The following is a 26,140-nucleotide window of genomic DNA, read 5'->3' on the forward strand; positions in this document are numbered from 1 at the left end:
AAAAAATAACCGTGGCAGTTACTTATAACCGAAAATAAATCTCTAATAGACGTTTAATTAATTTTTAAAAGGACATAATATGATGAAAAAATTCTACATCACGATATTACTTTTTATATTTATTCAGACAGCGTTTGGACAGAAAGTTTCAACCTTTCAAGACAGCATTTCTACTTATTTTAATGAAATTAAAGATGAGGCCAAAAAACATCAACAACTGTGGGGAAAAGATTTATATGGTCCGATACTTTTAGTTAATCCGAGTACGAGAAAACTATTTGCAAACTTTCCTGACACAGCTGGTATTCTTAGGGATGACGACAAAATTTATTCAGGAATTTTACCAAAGGAAGTTAACATTGCAAACACATCTGTCAGCTGGAATGGCAAACGTTGGGCTATGATAATGCTTCCATTGCCAGCAGATAAACAGGGCAGATTAAATCTACTTGCTCATGAGTTATTTCATGTAAGCCAGCCGGCATTGGGTTTTAAACTATTTAATAATGAGAATAACCACCTTGATCAAAAGGATGGAAGAATTTATTTGCGTTTAGAATTAGAAGCACTACAGAATGCTGTACAAACGACAAATGAGAATAAGCGAAAAATGCATCTTACTGATGCTTTGATTTTTAGAAAATATAGATATTCTCTTTATCCCGGAGCTGATACAACCGAAAATTTATTAGAATTAAACGAAGGAATTGCGGAATATACAGGCTTGGTAATTAGTGGAAGGAATGAAAAACAAACTATTGAACATTTTGTAAAAAGCATAAATTCTTTCTTGCGCAATCCTACATTTGTACGTTCATTTGCTTATCAAACAACTCCGATCTACGCTTACTTGCTGGCCATCACAAAAAAAAGTTGGAACAGGGAAATAACAGTTAAGACTAACCTGACTGACTATTTTATAAAGAAATTTGATTTGTCACTTCCAAATGATTTAAAGAAAGCGACTGATTTACGATTGTATCAATACAATGGAGCGGTAATTATTTCAGAAGAAAAAGCTAGAGAAGAACAAACCAAGAAAATGATTGCCGAATACAAAAGTAAATTTATTACTCAACCACACTTTGAACTTGTATTTGAGCAAATGAATGTATCCTTTGACCCAAGGAATTTAATGCCTATAGAAAACAAAGGAACGGTCTATCCGAACATTAGGGTTACGGACAAATGGGGAATACTTACTGTTGATAATGGCGCATTAATGAGTATTAGTTGGGACAAAATTTCTGTAACTATTCCTTTAAAGAATGAAAATAATAGTATAACCGGAGATGGGTGGAAATTGGAGCTTAAAGAAAATTATTCAATAGTAAAAGATGATATTACAGGCAATTACAAACTCACTAAAAAGTAAAAGTTATTGATATCTGAAAATTAAGAAATGCGAAGAAATAGATTATGAGGGAGGTTATGATTACCAGATTGCTGATAAAGTGAAGAATAAGAAACAGCGCTACCAAGAACAAATATTTGAAGCGAATCAATTAGACCGAAAAGTAAAATCCAGAAGAGGGTATTACCTTTTTATGATCTTTTCAAACTAAACAACTATCCCTAATTCGGAAAGCATGATCAATTTCAACTGAGATATATTCACTTACATTTTTAAGTAAGGAACACTTCATTTGCAAAGATAAATTGCAAAGCGTTCGCATCTAAACAATTTTATTGACAAACTCTCCTTTTTCAGAGGCGATCTGATTTCCCCACTCTACGATTGCTTTTAATACTGGCATAAGTGTTCTGCCGAAGTCTGTCAGGCTATAAATAACCTTAATAGGTGGCTTTTTACCAAATACTTTCCGTGCTATCAATCCATCTTTTTCTAATTGCTTCAACTGCAAACTCAGCGTCATTTCGGTAATATCTGGCACCTCTTTTCGGAGCTCGCTATACCGTTTTTCAGCATCTTGTAAATGATACAGAATCACTGTCTTCCACTTACCGCCAATTAGGTCCATTGCCAAACTTACGGTACAAGGGTAAACCTTTTCCTGTAGTTTGATATAATCACCAATACACTCTGTCTTCATCTGTTTTTTATTTACACCTATCCATTTTGATAGTTATTGCAGATGCAATTTACTATAAATAGTTTTGCTACTCAAATAATTATAGTATGTCATTAATAATATTAGCACACCCGGCCTTTGATACATCTTTTGCGAACAAAACGATTATCGATGAATTAAAGAAAAGCAATAACGATATTGAAATCAGAAATATCCATGAGTTATATCCTGATTACAAAATTGATTCAAAAGCAGAACAGGAAGCCCTGTTGCGGCACAAGACTATAATTTTCCAATATCCGTTTTATTGGTACAATATGCCAGCGATATTAAAGCAATGGTTTGATGTGGTATTTGAATACCAGTTTGCTTACGGCTCAAAGGGCGACAAATTAAAAGGCAAAAACTTTATACCCAGTTTTACTGTAGGAGCCCCCGAAAATGGATATAGAACATTAGCAGAGCATCATTTTAGGATAAATGAATTTTGTAAAAATATTGAACAAACTGCATATTACGCTCAAATGAATTATATAGAACCCATTTATTTTCATGGCACTTCTTTAGCAGCAGGTTTTACAAAGGAAGAAGTAACCAGGAAAGCAATAGAACATGCTAAGAAATTGATAGCCCTTTTAAATGACTTACCATAACGACACCTGTTGACGCAACTCAGAATAGTATAAATTAATGATTGCTAAGGACTATAAACAAAAAATGCCTTAAACATATAGTTTAAGGCATTTTAATGTATTTTGATTATACATTGGCGGGGAATCTGATTATCCACTGCAACATCTACAGGAACTTTTCAGAATAATCAGGGGAAATATATAAGAATAAGAAACGAATGGAAGGCGATCAGTAGGAAGATTGGATTTATGTGTCTCATTGTTAAGTTGTAATGGAATTCACAAGCGGCATCTGGGTTGATGGTTTGTAATATTCAAAATTCGAAACAAATAGGAGGTTCCAGCATTAAAGTTCGTCAAATCCAGCGATTCATTTTTTGTCTCTGTACAGTTCAATAATTAAGCTTGAATAGCACCTTCAATAATTACTCCTCCCGAGCCTTACGTCTTTAACACTTTTCTTAATTAATGAATGATCTTCAAAATACCTTACAGAACTGTGACAAGCCTATACTATGCTCACTAACTGCAAACTTATCTGTACACGAATTATAAAATTAATATGCATGTACATCATGCACTCTTAATATCATTATTTTAAAAATTTGAGGTTTCATGGCTAGATAAGCCCGTTTCGTAATCTTCTTTAGCTAAGTAGGGAGGTTAACCTTTTTTCCTGTTTTCACGGCCTGATAGATGCTATCAATGATTTTAAGATCTTTCAAACCTTCCTCGCCGTTCACATCAACCACTGGCTTTTTATCTTCAAAAATAATAGTTGCCATTTCATCCATTTGTATAGTTTGATGAGTAGTTACAGGCTGTGTGAGTTCACCTTTATGTGTTCTGCCCTTAATCGGACCATAACCAGTAGAAGGTTGCATTTCTGCAAATCCTTTATCACCACTCATAAAAAATCTATCCAGATGATTGATATTGTAGCTAGACAAGCACGACGCTATGGCACCGTTTGGAAAACCCAATTGAAACTGTATGGTTTCATCCACACCTTCTTTAAACTTTATTGGGTCGGTCTTAGTTTCCTGAGCTGTTACCCAAATTGGCTCTTCGCCCACCATATATCTTGCCCCGTTGATTGCATAGATTCCAATATCCATCATTGATCCTCCGCCTGCCAGCGCTTTGTTTAATCGCCACTGCCCGGGATCGCCTGCTTTAAAGCCACATTGTCCCTGGAAAAACATGATCTTACCGAAGTCACCCGCATTTCTCATTCGGATCACCTCCAGCGTTTGGGGTTCAAAATGCATTCTGTAGCCAACCAGTAGCTTTACATTTGCTTTTTTACAAGCGTCGATCATCTCCTGTCCCTCTTTGGCATTTAAGGCCATCGGCTTCTCGCATATAGCATGTTTCCCTGCTGCTGCTACGCGGATAACCTGACTATGGTGCAGTGCGTTTGGAGTAATTACGTAAATTGCATCTATATCCGGATTATTTTTTACCTCATCGAAGTTGTTATAATTATAGCAATTCTTTTCCGGGATGTTGTACTTCGTTTGCCATTCTTTAATTTTTGATGGCGTACCACTAATTACACCAACCAGCTTCGCTTTGGTACAGGCTTTCATTGCTTCTGCTACCCGGGTTCCATATCCACCTAAACCCATGATGGCTACCCTAAGTACCTTACCTTCGTAAGGCTGTTCAGTTTGATTAGGAGCGTTAGCAAATGCTGTTACAGAACTTAACTGCAGCATTAATGCTGATACACCCATTTTTTGCAGAAAATCTCTTCTAGTATTCATATTCATTCTGTGGCTAATTACCCATTCAGCAAAATATGCGATTACCCGTATTTGCCGCTTAATTGATTGATTTACACTATATAATCTAACACTAATCTGTTATGTTTAGTTTTCGCCATATGATTTGTGGATTGGTTTTGGTGAGATCAGCTGTAGGCCAATAGGTTTATTGCTCAATTAAATTTAGTGAGATGGGGGTAATCACTTCTGGTTTTTCCACTTAAAGGCTGAAGTGAAATTTAAGGTTTACATGCTATAAAGAAAATTAAGCTCTTGCTATGATTCGTTGGCTGATCAGCCACATGGCTTCGAACAGTTTAACCAGTTGTTCATAAACGATAATGACCTCTGTTTTAGTCAAACCTTCTTCCATGAAGGAATTGCTTAGGGCATCGTGTAGCCAAATGTTAAGGATCTTTCTATAACCTTCTGGTTTATGGATCCTGAATATTTTCTTGATCACTGATGCTGGCCTGATAATCTCCCGGATGCTCAGGTTTCCGGGATAGTCCTCAAGGTTTTTCCTTTCCAATTTGATGTGCCATTTGGCAATGTCGATTTCGTCTTCGCTGTTAATCTTGATTTGGCCAAACTTTTTGCCTTTTAACAGCCAGGCGGCTTCGATCAGCTTGATGATGAGTTCATAATGGTAGAGCAGGCTGGAGGCATCACCATTTTTATGTGCTTCGGAAGCAAAAGCCGCATCATTGCGCCATTGTTTCAACAGCCTTAAATGACCGGGCAGCCGTGAAGAAATGAAAAAATCATGTAACACGCTGATCGGATCTGTGATTTCATCCTGGTTATTGACCGAAAAAGGAAAGACAAACAAAGATCTGGCAGATGCTTTAAAGATAGCTCCTGAAACCGTTTCCAGTTGGTGCACAAATTCTGCTCAACTTTCAATAAAGAAATTATTTGAAGTAGCTATATATCTAAATATCGAGGCAGGAGATTTATTGGTCTCTTCTAAAAAATAATGAGTAATTGGATTTGTTTTTGATCTGTTATACATGTGCTTCGTTTTAAAAGCATAGCTATAATTTTCGTATCCTGGCCACTAATTAGTTTCATAAAATCAAATGATGCATATAAATTTTTCTATCATATGCTGTAAGCGGTATCGGTTAGGAGATGTATAAGCCGAGAAGTCATCATGTAGCTAAAAGCAACACCTTGTCCATAAATGCTACAAATCTGTCAATGTCATTATATTAATACAAAAATAATTTTATTTTGGATACATTTTATATGCGGCTAAAATGTGCGTTTTTACGGTCACAGGCCCATTTTATGGATTGCAAGTATTGCTTACCTATTAAAAATGAGCGATATACATCATAATTGGCTTAATTTTTGGTTTATATTAGTTGTAGCGTAAGCTACAGATAACCAAATTTTTAACCTTTAAATTTAGAAACTATGGCTTTCAAGGCTAGACTGAATTTTTCGGGCAAGGAGTACGATGTACTTCATTGTTCCTATGCACTGAACCGCGATGTAGATGCTAAAGGAAGACCTTCTTCCGGAGTTTACGGCGGTACCATTGATATTGAGATCGAGTCAACCGAAGACACCTCAATTATCGAAGCGATGGTAAACAACCAGTACAAACCCATTACCGGAACCCTTCTGATTAAAAAATCTGAAGAAGATGCCAAAATGAAAGAAGTTGATTTTGAAGATGGCTACATTGTGAAGTATTCCGAAGGAATCAACATTGTAGGTGATCACCCGATGACGCTTAAGTTCCAGATCTCAGCCAGAAAGCTGAAACTCGGAAATGCAGAGCATCTAAACGATTGGCCTAAAGCGTAGATGAAGTGATTGTTTAGGGTTTAGTGCCTTTAATTGGTTTAGTATAGTTTAGGGTTTAGTATTGTTTAAATTGTAATTTAATCTAACCTCTATAACCCATCTAAACATTTTCAGGTTCTTACGAACTAACCGCCTGAACACAAAACCCATCTCACCACAATTCATTTTTTCAAAAACATTTAAAACTTAAAACAATGGCATTTAAAACCAGATTAACATTAGGTTCAAAAGAATTTGATGTTTTACAGTGCAGCTTTTCATTAAACAGAGATGTAGACGCTAAGGGTCGTCCATCATCAGGAGTATACGGTGGAACCATCAATATTGAAATCGAGTCTACAGAAGATACTTCAGTAATCGAATCGATGGTTAATAACCAGTATAAGCCACAGGCGGGAACCATTACCTTCAAAAAGGGAGAAGAAGACGCTAAAATGAAGGAATTAACCTTCGAGGATGGTTACATTATTCAATACAGTGAAGGTATCGCTGTAAATGACAACACCCCGATGACGCTTACTTTCGTGGTTTCAGCCAGAAAACTCAAACTGGGTAATGCAGAGCACGAAAATGATTGGCCAAAAGCTTAATTCTCAAAATATTATAAGCTAAAAGTGACTGGTTATGCCAGTCGCTTTTTAGTTTTATAATATTTCCTTTTTAAAAAAATAATGCAAATTTAAATTAACACGCTGCTCATGTCCCCGTTAACCAGATATTGCATCTCGATATACATATACGCAGCTTTTAGCAGTTGCGGATTGAACGTTATATAGCATTTCACTTATAGATGAAATGCAAGTCATTTCATTTTACATTGGTAAAAGGCACAGCAATAAAATTGGGGTTTCCTCATTCTTGTTGCCACCAATCTTGAAACAAATATGGAACAAAAACTCATTACCGAAATTAATATAGAAGATAAGGCCATTACCCATTTTGCCTCCTTCAGCCTTCAGCAGGAATTTAACAGTCACCATTATTTTGAACTGAGGTTTAACCATGATCAAATGGGAGCACCGGGCTTAATTAACCTGGATGACAGTCGCGGTTTTGTAGGCAAAACCTTAACCGCATCCTTTGGATATTCCCAGGAGCAGCTTCAAAATTTTTCAGGTTTGGTTACCCGGGTAGAACTGGCACAAAGCCATGGCTATCACGGTGTGTTAATTGTAAGCGGCTATAGCCCAACCATTTTAATAGACCGTGGCCAAGACCTGGGTTCCTACCTGGATAAAGACTTAAATACAATTGTCAAACTGGCCACTAATGAAACCCCGGCGAACGATTTGAAAATTGTTGCGAATGCCAGCCGCCAGTCCAACATAGATTACCTCATTCAGTACAAGGAAAGCGATTGGGAATTTTTGAACCGCTTATCAGCAGAATACCACGAATGGTTGTATTATGATGGTCAGCAACTGAATTTCGGAAAGCCTGATGAACAAAAAGATATCGCTTTATTTTATGGCCGGGATGTGCATAACCTGCAATATGCCATGGAGGTTTCGCCTATTAAAAATAAACGTTTTGCCTATAATCCCAAGCAGGATGAAATGCTGCAAAGCGAAAGCAGTGGCAAAACGAATAGCAATCCCGATCTGGCACATGCCATCCAGGCTTCTAATGCCATGTATAGCAAAACCTTTAACCAGCCTTCGCTCATTAGGGTTGACAACAGTGGCGACATTAAAAGCCATGTAGAGAATGAAGAAAAAGCGCACATCAGTGAACTGTTAAAGGTTAATGCCAGTGGCGATAATGCCGAGCTTGGCATTGGCACATTGGCTGAAATTACCATGAGCATCAGGCAGGAGATTGCCTTTGCCACCGAAAGCCTGGGTCGGTTTTTAATTACCAGTATTACCCATAACCTTGATGGAACGGGGAAATACCACAACACTTTTGAAGGGGTGGTAGCTGATACCGAACGGATTCTGGTGAAGAATTATGATAAGCCAAATCCGGACATGCAACTGGCCGACGTGATCGATAATGCAGATCCGCAGGGAAGTGGCCGGATTAAAGTGAAGTTTAAATGGGAATGCAAAACCAATGATGTTACAGAATGGCTGCGGGTAATCACGCCAGATGCCGGAAGTAGTGATAAAGTGAGCAAAAACCGTGGTTTTGTATTTGTCCCGGAAATTGGCGACCAGGTAGCCATTAGCTTTGAAGAAGGAAACATTGCCCGCCCAATTGTGCTGGGCTCAGTTTTTCATGGCAAGAATGGTTCTGGTGGAAGTGCAAGCAACAACAGCAAAAGCTTGACCTCTAAAAGCGGACATACCTTAACGATGGATGATGGAGCGGGTATGATTATGAAAGATAAAGACAGTAATTTCATTGAACTTGATGGCGCTGGTAAGGCCGTTTTTGAAACCAAGGAATCTATCCATATAAAATGTGGTGAAAGCAGCATTTTTATGGATAAAACCGGAAAGATCATTATTAAAGGAAAAGACATTCTGACCATCGGAGAAAATATCGGCAATTCAGCTTCTACCAGTATAGGCATAGGTGTTGGGCCAGAAGATGGAACCCCTACCTCAGGTATTGCGATTGAATCGCAGACTTTGGATATTGGCACTACAACTCTTTCCATGAGTGGTGAAACGGAAGCCAACCTTACATCAGAAAAAGTTAATGTGAGCGGCAAAAATGTAACCAATATCAGCAGTGGTACGATTAATCTAAACTAATTTCCATTTACCGCTAAAATGAACCCAATACAACTCGAACTTTTTAAAATAGACAAACAATGGCAACAGGTAATCAGAAAACATCCATCAGAGAATCTTTTTATTGGTCTTGGTGAGCGGCATGAAGTGAACCTTTTCGAAGCATACTTTAAGTACCAGTTAACCGAAGAGAGTAAGACGAATGATATGTTTTTGCTCCATTACCAGGAATTTAAAAGTGCAGATAATTACGGCAAAAGTTTAGTTAAAGAATGGCAGGAGATCTTTCAACTATGGCAGAAAGATACTGGTGCAGGCATGATATGGGATGTGGATCAGGCTGATCGTTTAAAAAAATATGATACTGACGCTTACCTCCCCATTACGGCTTTGGCGCAATTGTGCAAGCTCTATCCAGAGTTAAAGTTTAAAAAAATCTATATACAACTGGCACCAACAACCATTCATAATATAGAAGCACTGTCTCAATGGATTAACGAATGTAGCAGTTGCATTACTGCGCTGCAGCAAGATAATATCAAGCTGGTTTATACCGAGCATCATGTGCACCGCACATTAAAAAATTTAAAGCAGGGAACGGAATTTAGACTCAATATTGATGTAAGCCAGCTAATGCAGAATGCTGCGGCACATAGTAACCGCGATAAAAGTGATCCTGAGTCCGATTATCAGCAACAGATATTGGTCGCCAGTAATTATTTAAGCAAAGGCAAACACGAACAGGCAAATGCGGTTTTGGAACGGGCCATTATGATTGCACAAAAGCAAGGACTACATGAAGCAGTGGTGGCCGCAAGGATCATGCTGGCCCAGAGTTTAGCCGTTAAAAATAAAAAAAATGAAGCCAGGCAGCAATATGAGCTGGCATTAGCACGGGCAGGACAAAATACTTTGCTAAGTGCCCATATCCACATGAGCTATGGAAGCTTTTTGTTGGCACATTCTGGAAAGGATGAAGCCAAGAAATATTTTGAGAAAGCAGTTAAAATCGCGGAAATCATTCCAAATGATTTTATAGCAATGGAGTGTACACGTTTATTAGGACAGCTTTCGGAGAATAAATTGGCGGGCTCTGCTAAAGCTATGGAATATTATGTGAAATGCCTGGCCATTGCAAAAAAAATGCCGATAGAAAAAAGGCGGCAAAGTTCAATGGCATATACAGCATTGATCATGCTGAAAAAATATGGGGAAGAAAGTCCTGAGGGCAGAAAACTGGATCTGGAAATGCAGGATGATTTTGGTGCGGACTGGAAGACTGACGCAGAGATACCAAAGAACCATGCCAGCCCATTGTCGTAAATACTGCTGCGTTGAAACGATCGTACTTAAAAAGAAGATTAAGCCAGCACCAGAGAAACAAAAATTGACGGATGAAAAAAATAAAAGCAAGTAAACCGAATATGTCTACCGATAGGTCACTTAGCCTGTCTGCAAGTATCACCAAAGCAGAGCCAAAAGCAGTTGGTGGCAGTGTTGCTGCCGGGAGTAACCCACCTGCTGTAAAAAGTTCGTTAAAGCTTTTAAAGGCAAAAAAACCATCCATGGTAAATACGGCCGTACAGCATGTAAGTAAACATTTTGATGTGGTGTTGGCCATCGATTTTCACTGGACAACCATCCCCATTCCGCCTTCTTTCGGGATCATTCCCTTGCCTTTACCACACCCTTTTATTGGAATGGTGTTCGATCCGATGGATTACCTTCGTTTTAATATTCCCGTACCAAAATTTGCACAGGGTTTAATTGGTATGGCCAGTATACCAATGGGCGGTTCAATTTTTGTACATGGCAGGCATAAAGCCACTACAACCACCAGTGTAATGGGTGTTTTGCTTCCATTCAGGCACATTACTTCTTTACCGGTTTATTTTATTGTAAACATAGCCGGCTCTCCACATGAAGGTGAAGTATATTGGGGCTCCACTACCGTTAAAGGCCAGGGTTCAGAAATGAGTGGCTCTAACCCAGGCCAGGTACTTACCTGCTGGTGCCCGCCAATGGGCTTAAAGCCTTTGCCCACCGTACCGGGAAAACTAAAGAAAAACCCACTGGCCTACTTTGCCTTTTACAGTGATTTGCTAAGCATGTATGTGCAGATCAATACAGGTAAACCTGTGTTGGTGGGCGGTCAATTCGCTCCCCACGATTACACAATTGCAGAATATATAATGCGCTTTGCAGCAATAGGTATTATGAGGGGGCTCACCAAACTGGGTGGGGCACTATCCAAGGCTGCACTAAGAGGGGTAAATAAAGTGCTTAAAAAAATGTTTGGATCCAACCCTTTGTCAAAAAAGCTTTGCCATTTTGGTTTGGAGCCTGTTAATTTTGTCACAGGAGCCATGTTTTTTGAGTGGAGCGATTTTGAATTGCCAGGCGGCCATACATTGGCCTGGAATAACGTATGGCGTAGCGATAAAACACATGCGGGCATGTTGGGCAACCAGGTTTACAACAATTACGATCTCTATATTTATCCTGATCCGGAAGCGGGAATTGTAGGCTTTAACCATCCTGATGAAAACATGGTAATGCCATTACCTTATATTGAAGCTTATACAGGCAGGCATTACGACCGTGTACAACAGATCTGGATGGAGCGGCCTGATGAACAAACCTGGTTGTTGACAATCAATCAGGACATTTATACTTACCAGCTTTTTGCAGGTGGAGCAGATGGTGATTTTTATAGGGTGATGCGGATTGATTACCATAGCGGCAATATCCTATCTTTTCAATATCAAGGTCAATTACTCCAACGGGTGGTGGAAAATTCTGGCCGCATACTCGAAATGCAGCACAACCAAGCAGGTACAGCCATTACCACGGTTTACTACCACTATAAAAACACCAGTGATCTTTTGGTTAGTTATGAATATGACGACCGTGGGAATATGGTGAAAGTATATGATCAGACAGGTAAGGCCATCAGCTTTGAGTACGATACGAACAACCGTGTAGTCAAAAGGGTCAACCGAAATGGAATGGCCTATTTTTGGCAATATGATACAGAAGGTCGTGTGATTCATACCGAGGGTAAAGACGGTTTTATGAGTGGATCTGTAAATTATTTCCCTGAAGAAGGTTATAATGAAGTGTATTATCGTGATGGTAAAACAGAACGTTATTATTATGATGAAAACGACCTGGTATACAAAAAAGTAGATGCTTTAGGTGGCGAAACCTGGTACGAGCACAACCGCCATAACGAAGAAACTATGATAGCCAGCCCGGAGGGAAGGGTAGTAGGCTACGCGCACGATGAACAGGGAAATATTACGACCTACCATACCCCAGATGGTGAGCAGTACCATTATAAATATGATGAAAACAATAACCTCATTCTTCGCAGTGATCCTGCAGGTTTAAATGAAACCTGGTTATACAACAATGAAAACCAGTTGCTTAAACATGTGCAGAAAGATGAAAGGGTTGTTGATTTCTTTTATAACGATGGGCAGAAATTACCAGCATACTGCATTGATAATGAAGGCTACGAAATCCGTTGGGCCTACAATGACCTCAACCAGCTGGTTGAATCTGTTTCAGGCGAAGGCACCAGAAGAACTTGGCAGTATGACGATTATGGGAGAATTATAAGTTTTAGCCCTGATACCTATCAACGAACCATCTGGGAAAGAGACGACATGGGGCGAATTGTTGCGGTAAAAGACTTTGGTGAAGAAGCGCTAAGCTTCAAATACGATGCCTATGATTTGCCCGTGTATGCAACCGATGGGAATGAAGAATGGCACATGGACTACACGCCGATGGGCAGTCTTAAAACCCAGACCAGAAGCAGCTATCCATCCAGAAAAAATATTCAGACGCTTCATTTTACGTATGACAGATGGGAAAATTTAAAAGCCATTACCAATGAAAAAGGTGAGCAATATATTTTTTTAAGAGATGCCAATGATGATGTAATCAAAGAAATTGGTTTCGATGGGCAGGAACAAGAATACATTCGCAATCAGGATGGGCAGGTAATTAAAACCATACAAGCCGATGGAAAGGCAATATACCATAATTATGATTTAAGTGGCAGGCTGGTTTACAGCAGGTATGAAGATGGTACCTACGAAGCCTTTCAATATAACAAACAAGGTTTGCTGATTGCTGCAGAAAATGAACTTTCATCAGTTAATTTTAACCGGAACCCTTTGGGTATGGTAACTCGTGAAACACAGGACGGGTACCACATCAACTATCAGTACGATGTCTTTAATAACCTTATTGGGCTAAAAAGCAGCCTGGGTGCACAGATTGATTATGATTACAATGCAGATGGCTATCTCAATGGCATTAGTGCCAAAGGTAATGTTGGGGAAGCCTGGACAGCAGCCATTGGCCGAAATAAAAACGGACAGGAAACCAGCCGAAGTTTAAGCGGTGGCGTTAAGGCCACTTTCGATTATGACCATGAAGGACATCCCATTAGCCAGAGGGTGGAAGCCAGCCGTTCCATTACGGCATTTAAGCAATATGCCTGGGGACCAAATGATAAGCTGAATAACTGCCTGAACAGCATTAGCGGAGGAATCGTTAATTACCGCTACGATACTTTTGGCAGTTTATCATCAGCAACTTATAGCGATGACGGGCAAACGATCTATAAAAATCCGGATGCTACAGGGAACCTATATAAAACAGCCGACCGAAGCGACAGACGTTATGACAAAGGAGGCAAGCTGCTTAAAGATGACCAATGGTATTACCGTTATGATAGCAAAGGTAACCTGGTACAAAAAAGTAAAAGAAACATTATTGGTTTGGCAAAGGCCGAAACCGTAGAAATAGAAAACCCCGGACTTTTCGATAAAAAACTAAACTGGGAAATGGCCAATCCTGATATACCGAAAGCGCAAGCACTTGATATATTGCCAGACGCCGCACCCGATTTACCAGAATGGAAAACTGGCGACTGGGCCTATGCCTGGGCAGCCAATGGCATGATGAAAGCGGTTAAAAATCCACAGGGCGAAATTATTTATTTTGAATATGATGCCTTGGGCAGAAGAAAGGCTAAAATTGTTAAGGATAGGATTTATCGTTATGTATGGGACGGTAATTTGCTACTCCATGAATGGTATTATCCGTTAAGTGAAAGGCCTAACTTGGTGGTTAATGAAGACGGCCTGCTCAGTTATGATAAGCCAGAACCTTTAAGCGAAGATTTAATTACCTGGGTTTACGACCAGAATAAATTTACACCGAGCGCAAAAGTCGTTAATGGCCAGTATTATTCCATCATTAGCGATTATTTGGGTACACCCGTACAGGCTTATGATGAAGCCGGTAAAAAAGTTTGGGATGCTGAACTTGATATTTATGGAAAAATACGTAACCTTAGCGGCGATCGGGATTTTGTGCCATTTAGGTATCAGGGGCAATATGAAGATGCAGAAACGGGATTGTATTATAACCGTTTTAGGTATTATGATCCGGAGATTGGAGGATATATAAGTCAGGATCCTATTGGATTGATGGGAGGTAATCCAACAGTTTATGGATATGTGTATGATTCAAATGTTGAAATAGATATTTTTGGGTTAGAATGCGGACAAAAGCGCATTGGTGATTGGGGAGAAAATTGGGCGAAGAATCAACTCGAGTTATCTGGGAAATATAAAGGAGTTATTTCAGTGCAAAATGGGGCTAATCATGGTATTGATTTGGTCGGAGTACGTCATGATGGTAAATTTGATTTTTTTGAAGTTAAAACAAATACAACAGGAAAAGTTAGTCCAATATCAGCAAGACAAAGTAATGCATCTGATTTTATACAGGATATTCTTGGACCTCAGAAAGCTCAAAAAGGCGGTTTTGGAATTTCTGCAGCCGAAGCGAGAAAGATGGCAGATCCTAGCAATTTAGGAGATACAAGAATTGTGGATATATTTATTAAGAATGGCAAATTAGATAAAGTTTTAACATCTCAATGGTAAATAATAATGATAGATAAAAAGATTTCAAAAATTATCAAAAATTATAAAGAATTTTTAAAAACTAGATTTTTGGAGGATAATGTTGTAAATGATGAGCGTAACACCGAAAACTTAAATACTTTTATTCAATCTGGAAAGGATAGTTTTGAATACAAAGAAGTCGTATTTGGAGAAGAAGAAATAGTAATAGAAAGTATAGAACTCGTTCTTTCAACTTATTCTTCAGAAAAAATAGCAAAGTCAATAATAGACTTTGAGGAAAAGCCAACTTTAGTCAATTACCAACAGCTGTTAAATGCCTATTATTTAGATTTATTGACCTTCATACTTGCCTCAAAAAAACTTGAAAGTACTAGCATACTTTTTCTAGATGCCGATATTGCATTAATTTACATATTAGCTGTTTCCTATTTCCCAGAGAAGCTCGATTTGATAGAACCCTTTGTGATTAGAGGACTTGATTTTAGAGAATCTGTAAGAAACCAGAACGTAAGGCCTATGAATGGTAGTTATGGCAGGGATAATGTTCTATATCTGGCTTATTATCTGGCAAAAGAAAACAATTTTAACTATTCGGAGAAAATACTTAAGTATTGCAAAGATGATATTGATCAGCCATACGTTAAGGCACTAGAAAATTTATTTTCAGAAGACAGCACGATTGTTTCTGAATGGGTTTATAGATTAGCGGATTTTCATCTCAATCATAGCAAATCAGAAGATTTAACCTATCCATTCCATATCAATCATTGGATATATTATCCAATAGAAATCATATCACTTCTTCTATTGAGGAAGCATAAAGGATTAGATAATAGCTTTATTGCTCATCCTTTTCTTGACAAATTTTTACGTTTTATTTATATTGATATACCAGTTGAGTTAAACCATGACGTTGAGAAGTTATCTAAAGCTGTGTTTAGGTAATAATGATATCAGATAAATCAATGGAATTTTATAAGAATAAAAATTGGTTGTATAATGATTATGTACAGCAATATGCTGATGTATTTTTGGTTTGAATATGAGAAATATACAGGCAAAAGACACGTTATTTTTTTACAGCCCAAATATGGAAGATTTGACCCTATATGCAGGTGTAAAATTTAGTTACAATTTTAAAACAAGACAATTTCAATTAGACATGAATCCAGACGGAGAATCCCGTTTAACAGATATTAGAAATTTCAAAGTAAATGAGACATTCACGCAAATTGAATTCGATATTAATTATAAAAACAAAGCAATTGCTTATACCTTAAGTAGTGATTTTGATACATGTAAATATGCTTTCGAAATCATTACTAATTTAAATGAATCTATTATCCCAGATCATGATTTGGATAAAGTAGATTTATACTTTGAACAGGATGTACTCACACATTTATATGTAAGTAAGACAAAAGAATATCAATTGATCGATTCATTGAGACTTATATCCGAAAATAATAATTGCTATTTAATAAGAAATAAACCCGAATACAATAAAAAAAGAGTTGATGATATATTAGTTCAGAATGGTAAGGTTTTAATAACTGCAGAGGGAAAAGATGTCTTTTTTGAATTTAATCTGAGTCCGGTGGTATATAAGATCATTGAAAATATGCTTAGACTTAAAAAATAACCCTTATGGGATAATATAGCTGTTAAAAAAAGTGATTACACTAGATTAGATAGAAAAAAGAAGTATTTAAAATTGGTTGAAAGACAATTGATATAGTTGTTAGTCGTTAATTGCGAGTTTAATCTTAATGAAAATTATCAAACCGAAAATCTCAGGTATAACTTATGAACCAAAAGTAAAGGAACTGTGTTTGATTGCAGACCTTAAATTTGTTTACGATCTAAATATAAGAAAATTTCATTTAGATGAGAATCCACATGGAGAGCCTTGTTTAAAAGAGATTTTTGACATTATTGTAGATGAAATTTTTTCAAATTTATCCTTTAAATCTTCTTATAGAAACAAAGAAACCATCTTTAAATTAGAAAGCCAAAATGAAATTGATAATCTAGTTTTTAAAGTAATTTCTAGTTTAAATCTTTCAGTTATTGATCAGGATGAAATGGATAAGTTTCAATTATTCTTTGAAGAAGGTAGATTTAAAGAATTAGATATTTATAAACAAAATGAAAAATATGAATTAATTGATTCCTTGGCTGTTACAGGTGATGAAGATGAAATCATTTTGATTAAGCAAAATCCATGGGGCAGATTCAAGGTTGATCATTTAGCATGTTCTGATCAAAAACAATTGGATTATAGTTTGACTAATGGCGAACTAGGAATTTACCAGCTAGATATAAATGATGCCATTTATAGTCTTTTTTCTAAATTTATTGAAAGAGTTAAATTTAGAAAATAAACTTTTCGCAAAATTTGATGACTATGAGGGGAGGTTCTAAAAGTGACTACTGGCTTCATAAATAGTAAAAAGAGTTTGCAAAATGGCTGAATTGATTAAAACCTAAGGCTAAAATCTTTCTCGAAGGCAGATTAAGAGCTAGCTAGAAAAGAGAGAATAAGTAAATATAACGCAAACGCTGTTAAAGGAAAATGCATTTAAATTAATATGTTCGAAAAAAAGAATTCAGTTTCAATTTTTGAAGAATTTAACGGTAGGATAAATAAAATCAAAGATCTAAATAAGGTACCTGTATCAGAACCGATATATTTAAAATTTTTATCAGAATACAAAGGGCTGGAAATCACACCTGACATAGAAATATTTGGCTATGAAGATGTTCTCAATGAAAATAAATATATTGAGAAAGATTATCCAGAACTATACGATAAGATTTGGATAATTGGACGAAGTGGACAGGGAGATGAATGGTTTATTAATATAGAAAAATCAACTATTTTGTTTTACGATCACAATAATGGAGAATATGAGTCTATTGACGAATTTCTAGATTTTAATATTGATTTTCTCGTATTTCTTCAGGCCGCTTTTTTGTTTCGGGAGCTTGAAGAACAACTAGATGATCATGAGGATAATTTGCCAATAGAGATTCAAGAATTATTCGTTAGTAGTTTAGAAAAGATTAGTGATGATTTCTATTTGAAATATCCTTATAAATGCTTTTGATGTTCGATCGAAGGCCTAAGATTAGAATTACTTGATCAAAAACAATTTGATTATACTTTGAATAATAACAATACAGGAAGTTATCAGCTAAATATCAATTAGACTGTTTATAATATCATAGAAATAATTAATTTTAGTATACAAGGTATCGCCATATAATAAAAAATTATTTTTTCAAATGCCAATTGTCGTGAATCATATAAAATTTACTAATATCCTTATAGCGTGTAATTGGCGATTTGAAGAAACTCAAGTGAAGATAAATACTGCCACAGCTCAAGATATGGTAAAGGAAAGGCTGTCTAAAACTCCTAGCTCATTTCTTGAATTTGTAGAATATTTTGATCTCCTTGCCAATGCTGAAGATAATATATGGTTTATTTCAATAAAAGATTATCTTAAAGAGAATAATGGAGAGGGATTTTCATGGAATGAATTTGAATTACAAAGCCTCGAATATTCAGATGGGCAGGAGAAAAAAGATGTAATCAAATTTTGGAACGACCATTTACCATTCATGATGTCTGTTAAAAGCGATTATGCGTATGTTGCAATTGTTCTAAACGGAGAAGATAAAGGGCAAATAGTTACAGGAAACAAACCTGAATATGAAGATACCGTCACATTGGCTAATTCATTAGAAGAGTTTTTCGAAAAATACGTCTTGGTATTGAAAGGGCAATTAGAAGAGCCCGCTCTAAAGCTATTTATTTAAAGTACATGCATCATTTTTATTTTTATCAAAAAGTACAGAATGGATGAATTATTAAAGCTGATATGGAAATTTTTCTCGAGGTAAGATTAAAAAACTTGTTAGATAAGAGAGCGTAAATAATGTCTAACTCAGCTGTCAAAGGAAATTATGGTGTCTAGATTTTTGAGAAATGGAGGAGCTGTGTTATATTTTTTGGTTGTCTTTAATGTATAAAATGAAATGGCGGAATTACATATTTGGGTAGGAAATTTTGAATCAAAAGTGGCTTTTGAGGAATACTTTAGTCAGGAATCCTATTTTAAGGCTTGGTCCATTTATGATAATGAGCCACCGACTGGAAAAGAAGACGATGATCAAGAGCCTGATCCGGAACTCAGATGTCAATTTTGTAAAGAAATAGGTGTAGACAATTACGATGAAGATTTTATTGTATTAAAATATTATCATAAGCCTCAGAAGATCAATATGATGTTGAATGATATTCCAGGAGATACCTCTGAGTTTTTAAAATTGTGCGAAAAACATGAGATCGAAAATACTAATGTCCTAATTGCTTATGAAAATCACGATTTAACTCAAAAAGATGCTTCTCAGACAAAAAAAATCATATACCTTGGGGAAATAGCAGGCTTATCAGATACTGATGATAAAGTAAGTTTAATTACGCATTATCTATGGCTAGGAAAAGATGCGATACCATCAGAAATCCTGAATTCTCTAGAGGGAGATAAAGAATTATTAAAAGATAATATTGCGGAAATCCTGGGGATTAAAAAAAAGGCTATTCAAAAGGTTAATTATTATTATACTGATAATAAAGAAAAGGTTGATGAAATAATAATAACCAATGTAGAAGATTATAATATTGCTGAAAAAATGATATTGAAGGCAGATGAGTTAGGTGTTAATTCAACTACGAATTTGATGTTGGAAGTGATATCCGATCAATATTTCGAAATTGATAAAAATGAATATGGTTTAATTTACATTGGGAGCTTTTTAGAAAATGAATAACTGTAAAGCGATATTCAGATATTTTGTGATGTTAAAAGACTTCTAATTTTGCTTTGGAATATGTTTTTTTGAAAAGAATTAGGCGGTTTGTTAGATACTAAGAGAGAGCATGGTGTCGAAGCCTAAACTTCTTGAAAAATAAAGACCGGGTATTATATCATATGAACCTCCCAGGATAAAAGTATAACAGGGTTGGGCAAAATCACTGAATATAGGACTACTAAAAGTAAAGCCAATTGTAAATAGATTAAAAGATCATTAAGGAAATTTATAGGGGCTAGACAATATCCAACTGGATTTATTGGTTCTGCCGTATATGTTGAACCTGCATCAGGTATATATGGATGCACAGCTTGGGCAGAAACATGCAATGATTAGAGAGGTGTTCAAAGAAGGTCTCACATATAAAAATCGGATGTTTAGAACACCTTCGGTTAATCCAGATCTAAAATGTAACATATTGTTATTAAAGCAAATAGGGTTGCTCGAAATCGAGCAACCCTATGAGTTTGAGAAGTTATTCTCCTTATGCGGAGAGTGGGGGATTCGAACCCGCGGACCCTTTAACAAGTCAACAGTTTTCAAGACTGCCGCAATCGACCACTCTGCCAACTCTCCGCTGCAAAAGTACAAACTCCGGCTAAATCTGCAAACTACGGTGACGTTTTTTTTATATTAAGTTGATAATTGCTTAACACAGAGGAAGAAAAAATTATTTCTTTTGGAAGTTTTCGTCGATAGGATCGCTTTTTTTGAAAAGATTAAATGTAGGCCGTATAATTTTAACGCTACGCTTGCTCACATCTACACTGGCATTCAGCTCAAAACCTATTAACAAAATAAAAGAATTCAAATACAACCAGATCATCACTACAATCAGGGTACCAATGGAACCATAAACCTTATTATAAGAACCAAAGTGGTTGATGTAGAAAGAAAATCCCCAGATGGTGATGAATGCTAAAATGGTAGCCAGCCAGGAACCCGCACTGAATAATTTCCATTTTTTTGCATGAGATGGGCCATAGCGGTACAAGATGGAAATAGTAATAAAGTATAAAGTTGCCAGTAAAGCCCAGCGGGTAAACTGAATGGCGTAAACAGCTAAACTTGCCTTTAAATGAAGTTCATCCTTAATGTATTTCAGCAATACCTCACTTAAAGCCATGGCCGTAATACAGGCAATAATAGAAAGACAGATGAATACAGTTAAAGCCAGGGCAATTAATCTCTGTTTAATCCAACCCCGGGTTTCGATAATTAGTGATGATTTATTGAAAGCCTTCATTAGGTTTTTTACTCCGTTAGTGGCAAAGAATATAGCAGATAGAAAACCGAAAGATAATAATCCCGTATTCTGATTTTTCACAATATCATTCAACGTAGATTCAAAAGCCTCATAGGCTGTGTGAGGCAAAACAAGTTCAATTAAACTTAATAACTGATCCTGGAAACCTTTGATCGGAATAAAGGGAATCAGGGTAAATAAGAATATAATCCCCGGAAAGACGGCCAGCATAAAACTATAAGCCAGGGAAGATGATTTATTCACCAGTGTGTCTTTACCAATCTCTTTAAAAAAGAAGGTAGCCACGGTATATAAAGGCAAAGGACTAAAACCAGGCAGTACACAACTCTTCGTCCACTCAATAAACCTCGAGTAGATGCCAAGATGTAATAACTGCCGGTGTAACCATTCCATTCAATTATGTGGTAAAATGAGGTTTAACGCCATCCATAAAATTTTTAGGTGGCTGACATGGTTTTCTGGTCTGTTTATCTACAAAGACCAGAACGGTTTTACCGATGTTGATCAACTGCTCTGCTTCGTTGTAAATTTCATATTCTACATTTAAACGAACGGTAGGTAATTCTTTTACCAGACATTTAACGGTTAAAACCTGGTTATAAAATGCAGGTTTTAAAAATTTAGATTGTAGTTCTAACAGAGGGAGCATTACACCAGCAGCCTCCATAGATTCATAGGTAATGCCCGAGGATGCCTCAAAACATTCTGTCCTCGCAATTTCGTAATAAAGTGCATAATTGGCATGATGTACTATGCCCATCTGATCGGTTTCTGCATAGCGAACCTTTACTTTTGTTTCATGTACGAACATTATCTGAAAATATTTTTTTTGTTTAATGCTTCACGATATTTTTTCGCGTTAATTTCGTGTTGTGCCTTCGTCTCGGCAAAATTATGGTAACCCGAAAAATCTTCTTTAGCACACATATAAATGTAATTGTTTTGCTCTCGGTTTAATACGGCATCAATGGCATTAATACTTGGCATCATAATAGGTCCAGGAGGTAAGCCTGCATATTTGTAAGTGTTGTATAAAGATTGTACCTGCAATAATTTTCCGGTTACCCGTTTTACAGTAAAATCATTATTGGCAAAAATTACCGTTGGATCTGCCTGTAACAAAATCCCCTTATTCAATCGGTTTAGATATAAACCTGCGATGACAGGCATTTCTTTATCATACAGTGCTTCTGCATCTACAATAGAAGCTAAGATATATACCTGTGATGGAGTAAGATTTAGGCTGGCTGCCTTCTGCTTCCGTTCAGCTGTCCAGAACTTATCATACTCTTTATGCATCCGTTCAAAAAAATCAACCGGAGAAACATTCCAATACATTTCATAAGTATTCGGAATAAACATGGTATAAATATTATCCTGATTAAAACCATATTTGGTAATCAGATCGGTAGAATCTAACACATTAATAAAGCTTAATGAATCTGCTTCCAGATTACTGGCTAAATAAGCTGCAAAATTTTCTTTTTTCCTGATGTTTTGAAACTTAAGCTTTACCGGATCTTGATTACCTGCTTTAATCAGGTTAACCAAAGTGCGGTTGGTCATGCCTTTCTGTAAGCGATAACGGCCAGGTTTTAAATTGGCTGCCAGTTTCATTTTTTCTGCTGCTTCGGTAAAAGAGGAAACGCTTTTTAAGATATCCTTCTTTTTCATCTCAGCAACCAACTGATCATAATTGCTTCCTGTTTTAATGTATAAATACTTCTGATTTTCAGTAACGTTAGGAGAGAAGTATACCTTATAAAAATTGAGTGCAAAATATGCAGCAACCAGCACAATAGCGGCAACAATAATTAGTGTTATCTTTTTTCCGGTACTCATCTTCTTTTTTTCTATTTCAGTCATTTTATTGATGTGCGTTTATGGTTGCTTATTGGATAATGTAATATTGATTTTAGTTCCGATGGCCACTTTTGTTAAAGAATCTACCGGCATAGGATCTTGTTTGGTAATTACGGCATTGGCACTATCAGTGATATCTCCTTCGTAAAGAATATTGCCTAAACTCAGGTTAGAACCCTTTAAGCTAAATTTAGCTTCGTCAACAGTTAAGCCAGTTAATTGTGGAATATCAACTTCCTCACTGCCACGTCCATCACCCAGAACGAGGTTAATTCTTGATCCAACAGGAATAATATCTCCCGGCTGAATAGGCTGTCCGCCAAAAGTAGCTTCCAGCACAACATCACGGCTCACATCAGGTTTGTAAGTGGTATCACCTAATTTCAATCTAGAACTTTCGATAATGGCCTGTGCCTCACGCAAGGTTTTGAAAGCGATATCAGGGAATTTTGTGTTCGGGACTTTACCCGCATTGATAGTTAAATAAATGGTTCGGTTATCTTTAACAAATGTATTCGGATCCGGGTCCTGATCAATAACAATCCCGGCTGGCTGGTCCATAATAAAAACTGAATCGACCTCATATTTTAATCTAGCATCTTCCAATTTACTTACCGCTTGTTCAAATGATAAACCTTTCACCAAAGGAACATTCAGGCCCTGGCCATGTTTGGTATAATAGCGAAGACTAAAAAAGGCAATGAGCAAAAGGCCAACTACCGTTAAAAGTGCTGCTAAAATGTTAGTCCTGAATGATTTTGTTTTTAAATATGCTATAAATTTAGACATGAATATTAAATTCTGGGGTTTGCGTACAAATCAAATGTAATCATTAATGGACGAATGAATCATTTTCGGCGTTTCGAAAGCAATAATCACACCATTAAATCCATTATTTCATAAACCATTCAATTCATTAATAATTAAACTTTGCACAAAGATATTTATATTTTTGAGGATATATTTAGAATCAATTTCAATTTATACTTAAGGATTTCTACATGAAGAAAACGATTGCCTTGCTAACAGGCGGTACCACAGGCGAATGGGTGGTTTCTGTAAAAAGTGCAGCTACGATAGCGCATCATATAGATGCAGAATTATATGATGTTTATAAAATTATGCTCAATGATCATGGCTGGTTTTATGAGCCGGCTGATTCTGTTAAAATTGAAATCGACAGGAATGATTTTTCCTTAACTATTGAAGGAAGAAGGATAAAATTTGATGGTGTATTTATTGCCATTCATGGTTCTCCTGGTGAAGATGGTAAATTACAGGGGTATTTTGATATGCTACATATTCCTTACACCACCTGCAATGCTTTAACCTCTGCCATAACCATGAACAAAGGATATACAAAAGCCATTGTAAATGATATTGATCATTTGTACACCGCTAAATCTGTTCAGATTTTTAAAGGTGGCAATTATGATATTAACCAGATTAAACAAGATTTAAAATTGCCATATTTTGTGAAGCCAAATAGTGGCGGTAGCAGCATCGGCATGACTAAAGTTAAACAAGCAGATGAACTTGAAGCTGCTTTAGAGAAAGCTTTTAAGGAAGACCCACAAGTACTGATAGAGGAATTTGTTAGTGGAAGAGAGTTTTCTATTGGAGTATTCAGTGCTAAAGGTGTGGTAACCGTATTACCAACGACAGAAGTGATTCCAGCTAATGAGTTTTTTGATTTTGAAGCTAAATATACACCGGGTGCCGCTGAAGAAATTACGCCTGGAAATATGAATGAGGAAGAATACGAAAGGGTTCATGAAATTATTAAAGCGGTTTACACGAAATTAAATTGTAGGGGAGTTGTTCGTATCGATTATTTTCTGGAACATGAAACCGGAAACTTTTATTTCATCGAGATTAATACCATCCCGGGACAAACGGCTACCAGTTTCATTCCACAGCAGGTTGCGGCGATGGGTATTACCTTGAAAGAATTTTATACCAGTCTGTTAAAAGAAACCATTGGTTAATCTAAATTTTGATATTGTTTGATGGAAATCCAAAAGCTTATTGATAAAGGCTTTGCCGTGAAAACCTTTCACAAAGATGCCATCGTTTATGAGCCGGGCATGCAACCCCGATATGTTTACTTCATTAAATTGGGTGAAGTGCGGATGGTGACCATTAGTGATGAAGGTAAAGAATTTATTCAGGGTGTATTTAAAGCAGGTCAGTATTTCGGTGAACCTGCATTACTGATTGATCGACCTTACCTGGCTTTCACCATTATCAATAAGGATTCGCAGATTATACAGGTGAGTAAGAATGACTTTTTTGGTTTAATAGAAAATGAACCCGGCTTTAGCATGTCGATTATTAAAACACTGAGCAAGCGCTTATTCTATAAATCGATGATGCTGGAAGAACTTGCCAACGAAAAAGCTGAACATCGCTTGCTCACCATTATTAACTATTTACTAGCTGAAGTAAAAGTGGGAGAGCAGCTCAAAGTTACCCGGCAGGAACTTGCAGACATGACCGGTTTAAGGGTAGAAACCGTGATTCGAGGAGTTAAGTTGCTTTCCTCAAAGGAAGAAATTTCGATGGTACGAGGCAAGATTGTACGTGTAAAGTAATAAGGACGATCAATACAATATTGGTTTCTAAATATGATGCAGATCATAAAGTACTGATTGTTTTAGTGATAAATTTGCATTATTAAACAATACAATTATGGCAGATTTAACAAGTTTTCAAGCCTTTATCCAATGTAAATGCCCACGTTGCCGTAAAGGCGATATCTTCACAGGGAGCGCTTATTCCTATAAATTACAAAAAACAAATATCAATTGTCCGCATTGCAATCTGAAATTTGAACGTGAACCTGGCTTTTTCTATGTAGCGATGTTTGTGAGTTATGCCATGAACGTAGCAGAAATTATTACCATTGGGGTAGCCTCTTATGTTTTAGGTTTGCCTTTAATTTATGAAAATCTTTGGTATTACGTTAGCCTGATCCTTTTTGGTGTATTGCTTTGTTCACCGATTAATTACCGATATTCAAGAGTGATTTTATTACATTATTTAACGCCAGGCTTGCATTATGTACCAGGTAGTGGAGATTTAATTCATAAGGTTTAGATAGATCCAACTTACGAAGCTTTGTTGGCTGGTGTGAGGGGAGTTAAGTGTCTTGTCCTAAAATAGGTTTACATAAAAATGTAGACTTATGAAAAAAGAGATTCAAGAATTCAGTGAACAATTCAAGCGCACAATCATCGAAG

24 protein-coding genes and 1 tRNA gene are annotated in these 26,140 nt (G+C 36.7%); 17 read left to right on the forward strand and 8 right to left on the reverse strand.

Annotated elements, in window-relative coordinates:
• Positions 1 to 79 precede the first annotated feature (79 nt).
• Positions 80 to 1,375, forward strand: a complete 1,296-nt coding sequence (locus EV200_RS20020; RefSeq protein ID WP_208864584.1) for a hypothetical protein — start codon at positions 80 to 82, stop codon at positions 1,373 to 1,375.
• Positions 1,376 to 1,676: 301 nt separating this feature from the next.
• Here EV200_RS20020 and EV200_RS20025 read toward each other — a convergent pair whose 3' ends face one another.
• Positions 1,677 to 2,054 carry a winged helix-turn-helix transcriptional regulator gene (locus EV200_RS20025; protein ID WP_132535910.1) on the reverse strand — a complete coding sequence of 126 codons (378 nt, stop codon included), beginning with the start codon at positions 2,052 to 2,054 and terminating at the stop codon, positions 1,677 to 1,679.
• A gap of 86 nt (positions 2,055 to 2,140) precedes the next feature.
• Here EV200_RS20025 and EV200_RS20030 point away from each other — a divergent pair, with 86 nt between their 5' ends.
• On the forward strand, positions 2,141 to 2,686 hold the full coding sequence (locus EV200_RS20030; protein ID WP_132535912.1) for an NAD(P)H-dependent oxidoreductase: 546 nt from the start codon (positions 2,141 to 2,143) through the stop codon (positions 2,684 to 2,686).
• Positions 2,687 to 3,315: 629 nt separating this feature from the next.
• On the opposite strand, the gene EV200_RS20035 is transcribed toward EV200_RS20030, so the two are convergent.
• Together EV200_RS20035 and EV200_RS20040 are read right to left on the reverse strand one after the other, a co-directional pair.
• Positions 3,316 to 4,434: a Gfo/Idh/MocA family protein gene (locus EV200_RS20035; protein WP_132535979.1), complete on the reverse strand. Its 1,119-nt coding sequence runs from the start codon at positions 4,432 to 4,434 to the stop codon at positions 3,316 to 3,318.
• 265 nt (positions 4,435 to 4,699) lie between these two features.
• Positions 4,700 to 5,320, reverse strand: coding sequence for a hypothetical protein (locus EV200_RS20040; RefSeq protein WP_229676756.1), 621 nt, complete (start codon positions 5,318 to 5,320; stop codon positions 4,700 to 4,702).
• Here EV200_RS20040 and EV200_RS22255 point away from each other — a divergent pair.
• The 12 genes from EV200_RS22255 to EV200_RS20100 all read left to right on the forward strand — a co-directional run bounded on the left by EV200_RS22255 (position 5,241) and on the right by EV200_RS20100 (position 19,726).
• Positions 5,241 to 5,414, forward strand: a complete 174-nt coding sequence (locus EV200_RS22255; RefSeq protein ID WP_373287839.1) for a helix-turn-helix transcriptional regulator — start codon at positions 5,241 to 5,243, stop codon at positions 5,412 to 5,414. The genes EV200_RS20040 and EV200_RS22255 overlap by 80 nt on opposite strands.
• Before the next feature lie 442 nt (positions 5,415 to 5,856).
• Entirely contained in the window at positions 5,857 to 6,252 is a 396-nt protein-coding gene (tssD, locus tag EV200_RS20050) for a type VI secretion system tube protein TssD (protein WP_132535918.1), read from the forward strand.
• A 194-nt stretch (positions 6,253 to 6,446) separates the two neighbouring features.
• Complete coding sequence (gene tssD / locus EV200_RS20055; protein ID WP_132535920.1) at positions 6,447 to 6,842, forward strand: type VI secretion system tube protein TssD; 396 nt, start codon at positions 6,447 to 6,449, stop codon at positions 6,840 to 6,842.
• Between the two features lie 294 nt (positions 6,843 to 7,136).
• Complete coding sequence (locus EV200_RS20060; RefSeq protein WP_132535922.1) at positions 7,137 to 8,954, forward strand: type VI secretion system Vgr family protein; 1,818 nt, start codon at positions 7,137 to 7,139, stop codon at positions 8,952 to 8,954.
• Positions 8,955 to 8,972: 18 nt separating this feature from the next.
• Complete coding sequence (locus EV200_RS20065) at positions 8,973 to 10,256, forward strand: tetratricopeptide repeat protein (RefSeq protein WP_132535924.1); 1,284 nt, start codon at positions 8,973 to 8,975, stop codon at positions 10,254 to 10,256.
• Positions 10,257 to 10,327: 71 nt separating this feature from the next.
• On the forward strand, positions 10,328 to 14,905 hold the full coding sequence (locus EV200_RS20070) for an RHS repeat-associated core domain-containing protein (protein ID WP_132535926.1): 4,578 nt from the start codon (positions 10,328 to 10,330) through the stop codon (positions 14,903 to 14,905).
• Positions 14,906 to 14,911: 6 nt separating this feature from the next.
• Positions 14,912 to 15,832, forward strand: a complete 921-nt coding sequence (locus tag EV200_RS20075; RefSeq protein ID WP_132535928.1) for a hypothetical protein — start codon at positions 14,912 to 14,914, stop codon at positions 15,830 to 15,832.
• A 97-nt stretch (positions 15,833 to 15,929) separates the two neighbouring features.
• Positions 15,930 to 16,529, forward strand: a complete 600-nt coding sequence (locus EV200_RS20080; protein ID WP_132535930.1) for a hypothetical protein — start codon at positions 15,930 to 15,932, stop codon at positions 16,527 to 16,529.
• Between the two features lie 127 nt (positions 16,530 to 16,656).
• Positions 16,657 to 17,271, forward strand: coding sequence for a hypothetical protein (locus EV200_RS20085; RefSeq protein WP_132535932.1), 615 nt, complete (start codon positions 16,657 to 16,659; stop codon positions 17,269 to 17,271).
• Between the two features lie 207 nt (positions 17,272 to 17,478).
• Positions 17,479 to 17,997, forward strand: coding sequence for an SMI1/KNR4 family protein (locus EV200_RS20090; RefSeq protein WP_132535934.1), 519 nt, complete (start codon positions 17,479 to 17,481; stop codon positions 17,995 to 17,997).
• A gap of 178 nt (positions 17,998 to 18,175) precedes the next feature.
• Positions 18,176 to 18,712, forward strand: a complete 537-nt coding sequence (locus tag EV200_RS20095; protein WP_165877987.1) for a hypothetical protein — start codon at positions 18,176 to 18,178, stop codon at positions 18,710 to 18,712.
• Between the two features lie 219 nt (positions 18,713 to 18,931).
• Complete coding sequence (locus EV200_RS20100) at positions 18,932 to 19,726, forward strand: immunity 22 family protein (RefSeq protein WP_132535938.1); 795 nt, start codon at positions 18,932 to 18,934, stop codon at positions 19,724 to 19,726.
• 531 nt (positions 19,727 to 20,257) lie between these two features.
• Here the strand turns inward: EV200_RS20100 and EV200_RS20105 are convergent.
• The 5 genes from EV200_RS20105 to EV200_RS20125 all read right to left on the reverse strand — a co-directional run bounded on the left by EV200_RS20105 (position 20,258) and on the right by EV200_RS20125 (position 23,687).
• A tRNA-Ser gene (locus EV200_RS20105) sits at positions 20,258 to 20,344 on the reverse strand.
• A gap of 94 nt (positions 20,345 to 20,438) precedes the next feature.
• Positions 20,439 to 21,428 (reverse strand): YihY/virulence factor BrkB family protein, encoded by a 990-nt coding sequence (locus EV200_RS20110; RefSeq protein ID WP_132535940.1) that lies wholly within the window; start codon positions 21,426 to 21,428, stop codon positions 20,439 to 20,441.
• Between the two features lie 4 nt (positions 21,429 to 21,432).
• Complete coding sequence (locus tag EV200_RS20115) at positions 21,433 to 21,846, reverse strand: acyl-CoA thioesterase (RefSeq protein ID WP_132535942.1); 414 nt, start codon at positions 21,844 to 21,846, stop codon at positions 21,433 to 21,435.
• On the reverse strand, positions 21,846 to 22,901 hold the full coding sequence (gene mltG, locus EV200_RS20120) for an endolytic transglycosylase MltG (RefSeq protein WP_132535944.1): 1,056 nt from the start codon (positions 22,899 to 22,901) through the stop codon (positions 21,846 to 21,848). Before mltG ends, EV200_RS20115 begins: the two co-directional genes overlap by 1 nt.
• A gap of 15 nt (positions 22,902 to 22,916) precedes the next feature.
• A complete protein-coding gene (locus tag EV200_RS20125; protein ID WP_132535946.1) occupies positions 22,917 to 23,687 on the reverse strand; it encodes a PASTA domain-containing protein in 771 nt (256 codons plus the stop codon).
• A 212-nt stretch (positions 23,688 to 23,899) separates the two neighbouring features.
• On the opposite strand from EV200_RS20125, the gene EV200_RS20130 reads away from it, so the two are divergent.
• The 3 genes from EV200_RS20130 to EV200_RS20140 all read left to right on the forward strand — a co-directional run bounded on the left by EV200_RS20130 (position 23,900) and on the right by EV200_RS20140 (position 25,997).
• Positions 23,900 to 24,886, forward strand: coding sequence for a D-alanine--D-alanine ligase (locus tag EV200_RS20130; protein ID WP_132535948.1), 987 nt, complete (start codon positions 23,900 to 23,902; stop codon positions 24,884 to 24,886).
• Between the two features lie 21 nt (positions 24,887 to 24,907).
• Positions 24,908 to 25,492: a Crp/Fnr family transcriptional regulator gene (locus tag EV200_RS20135; protein ID WP_132535950.1), complete on the forward strand. Its 585-nt coding sequence runs from the start codon at positions 24,908 to 24,910 to the stop codon at positions 25,490 to 25,492.
• A gap of 97 nt (positions 25,493 to 25,589) precedes the next feature.
• Positions 25,590 to 25,997: a DUF983 domain-containing protein gene (locus EV200_RS20140; RefSeq protein WP_132535952.1), complete on the forward strand. Its 408-nt coding sequence runs from the start codon at positions 25,590 to 25,592 to the stop codon at positions 25,995 to 25,997.
• The last annotated feature ends 143 nt before the right edge of the window (positions 25,998 to 26,140 follow it).

The organism is Pedobacter psychrotolerans (genome assembly GCF_004340665.1).
Lineage (GTDB): Bacteria > Bacteroidota > Bacteroidia > Sphingobacteriales > Sphingobacteriaceae > Pedobacter > Pedobacter psychrotolerans.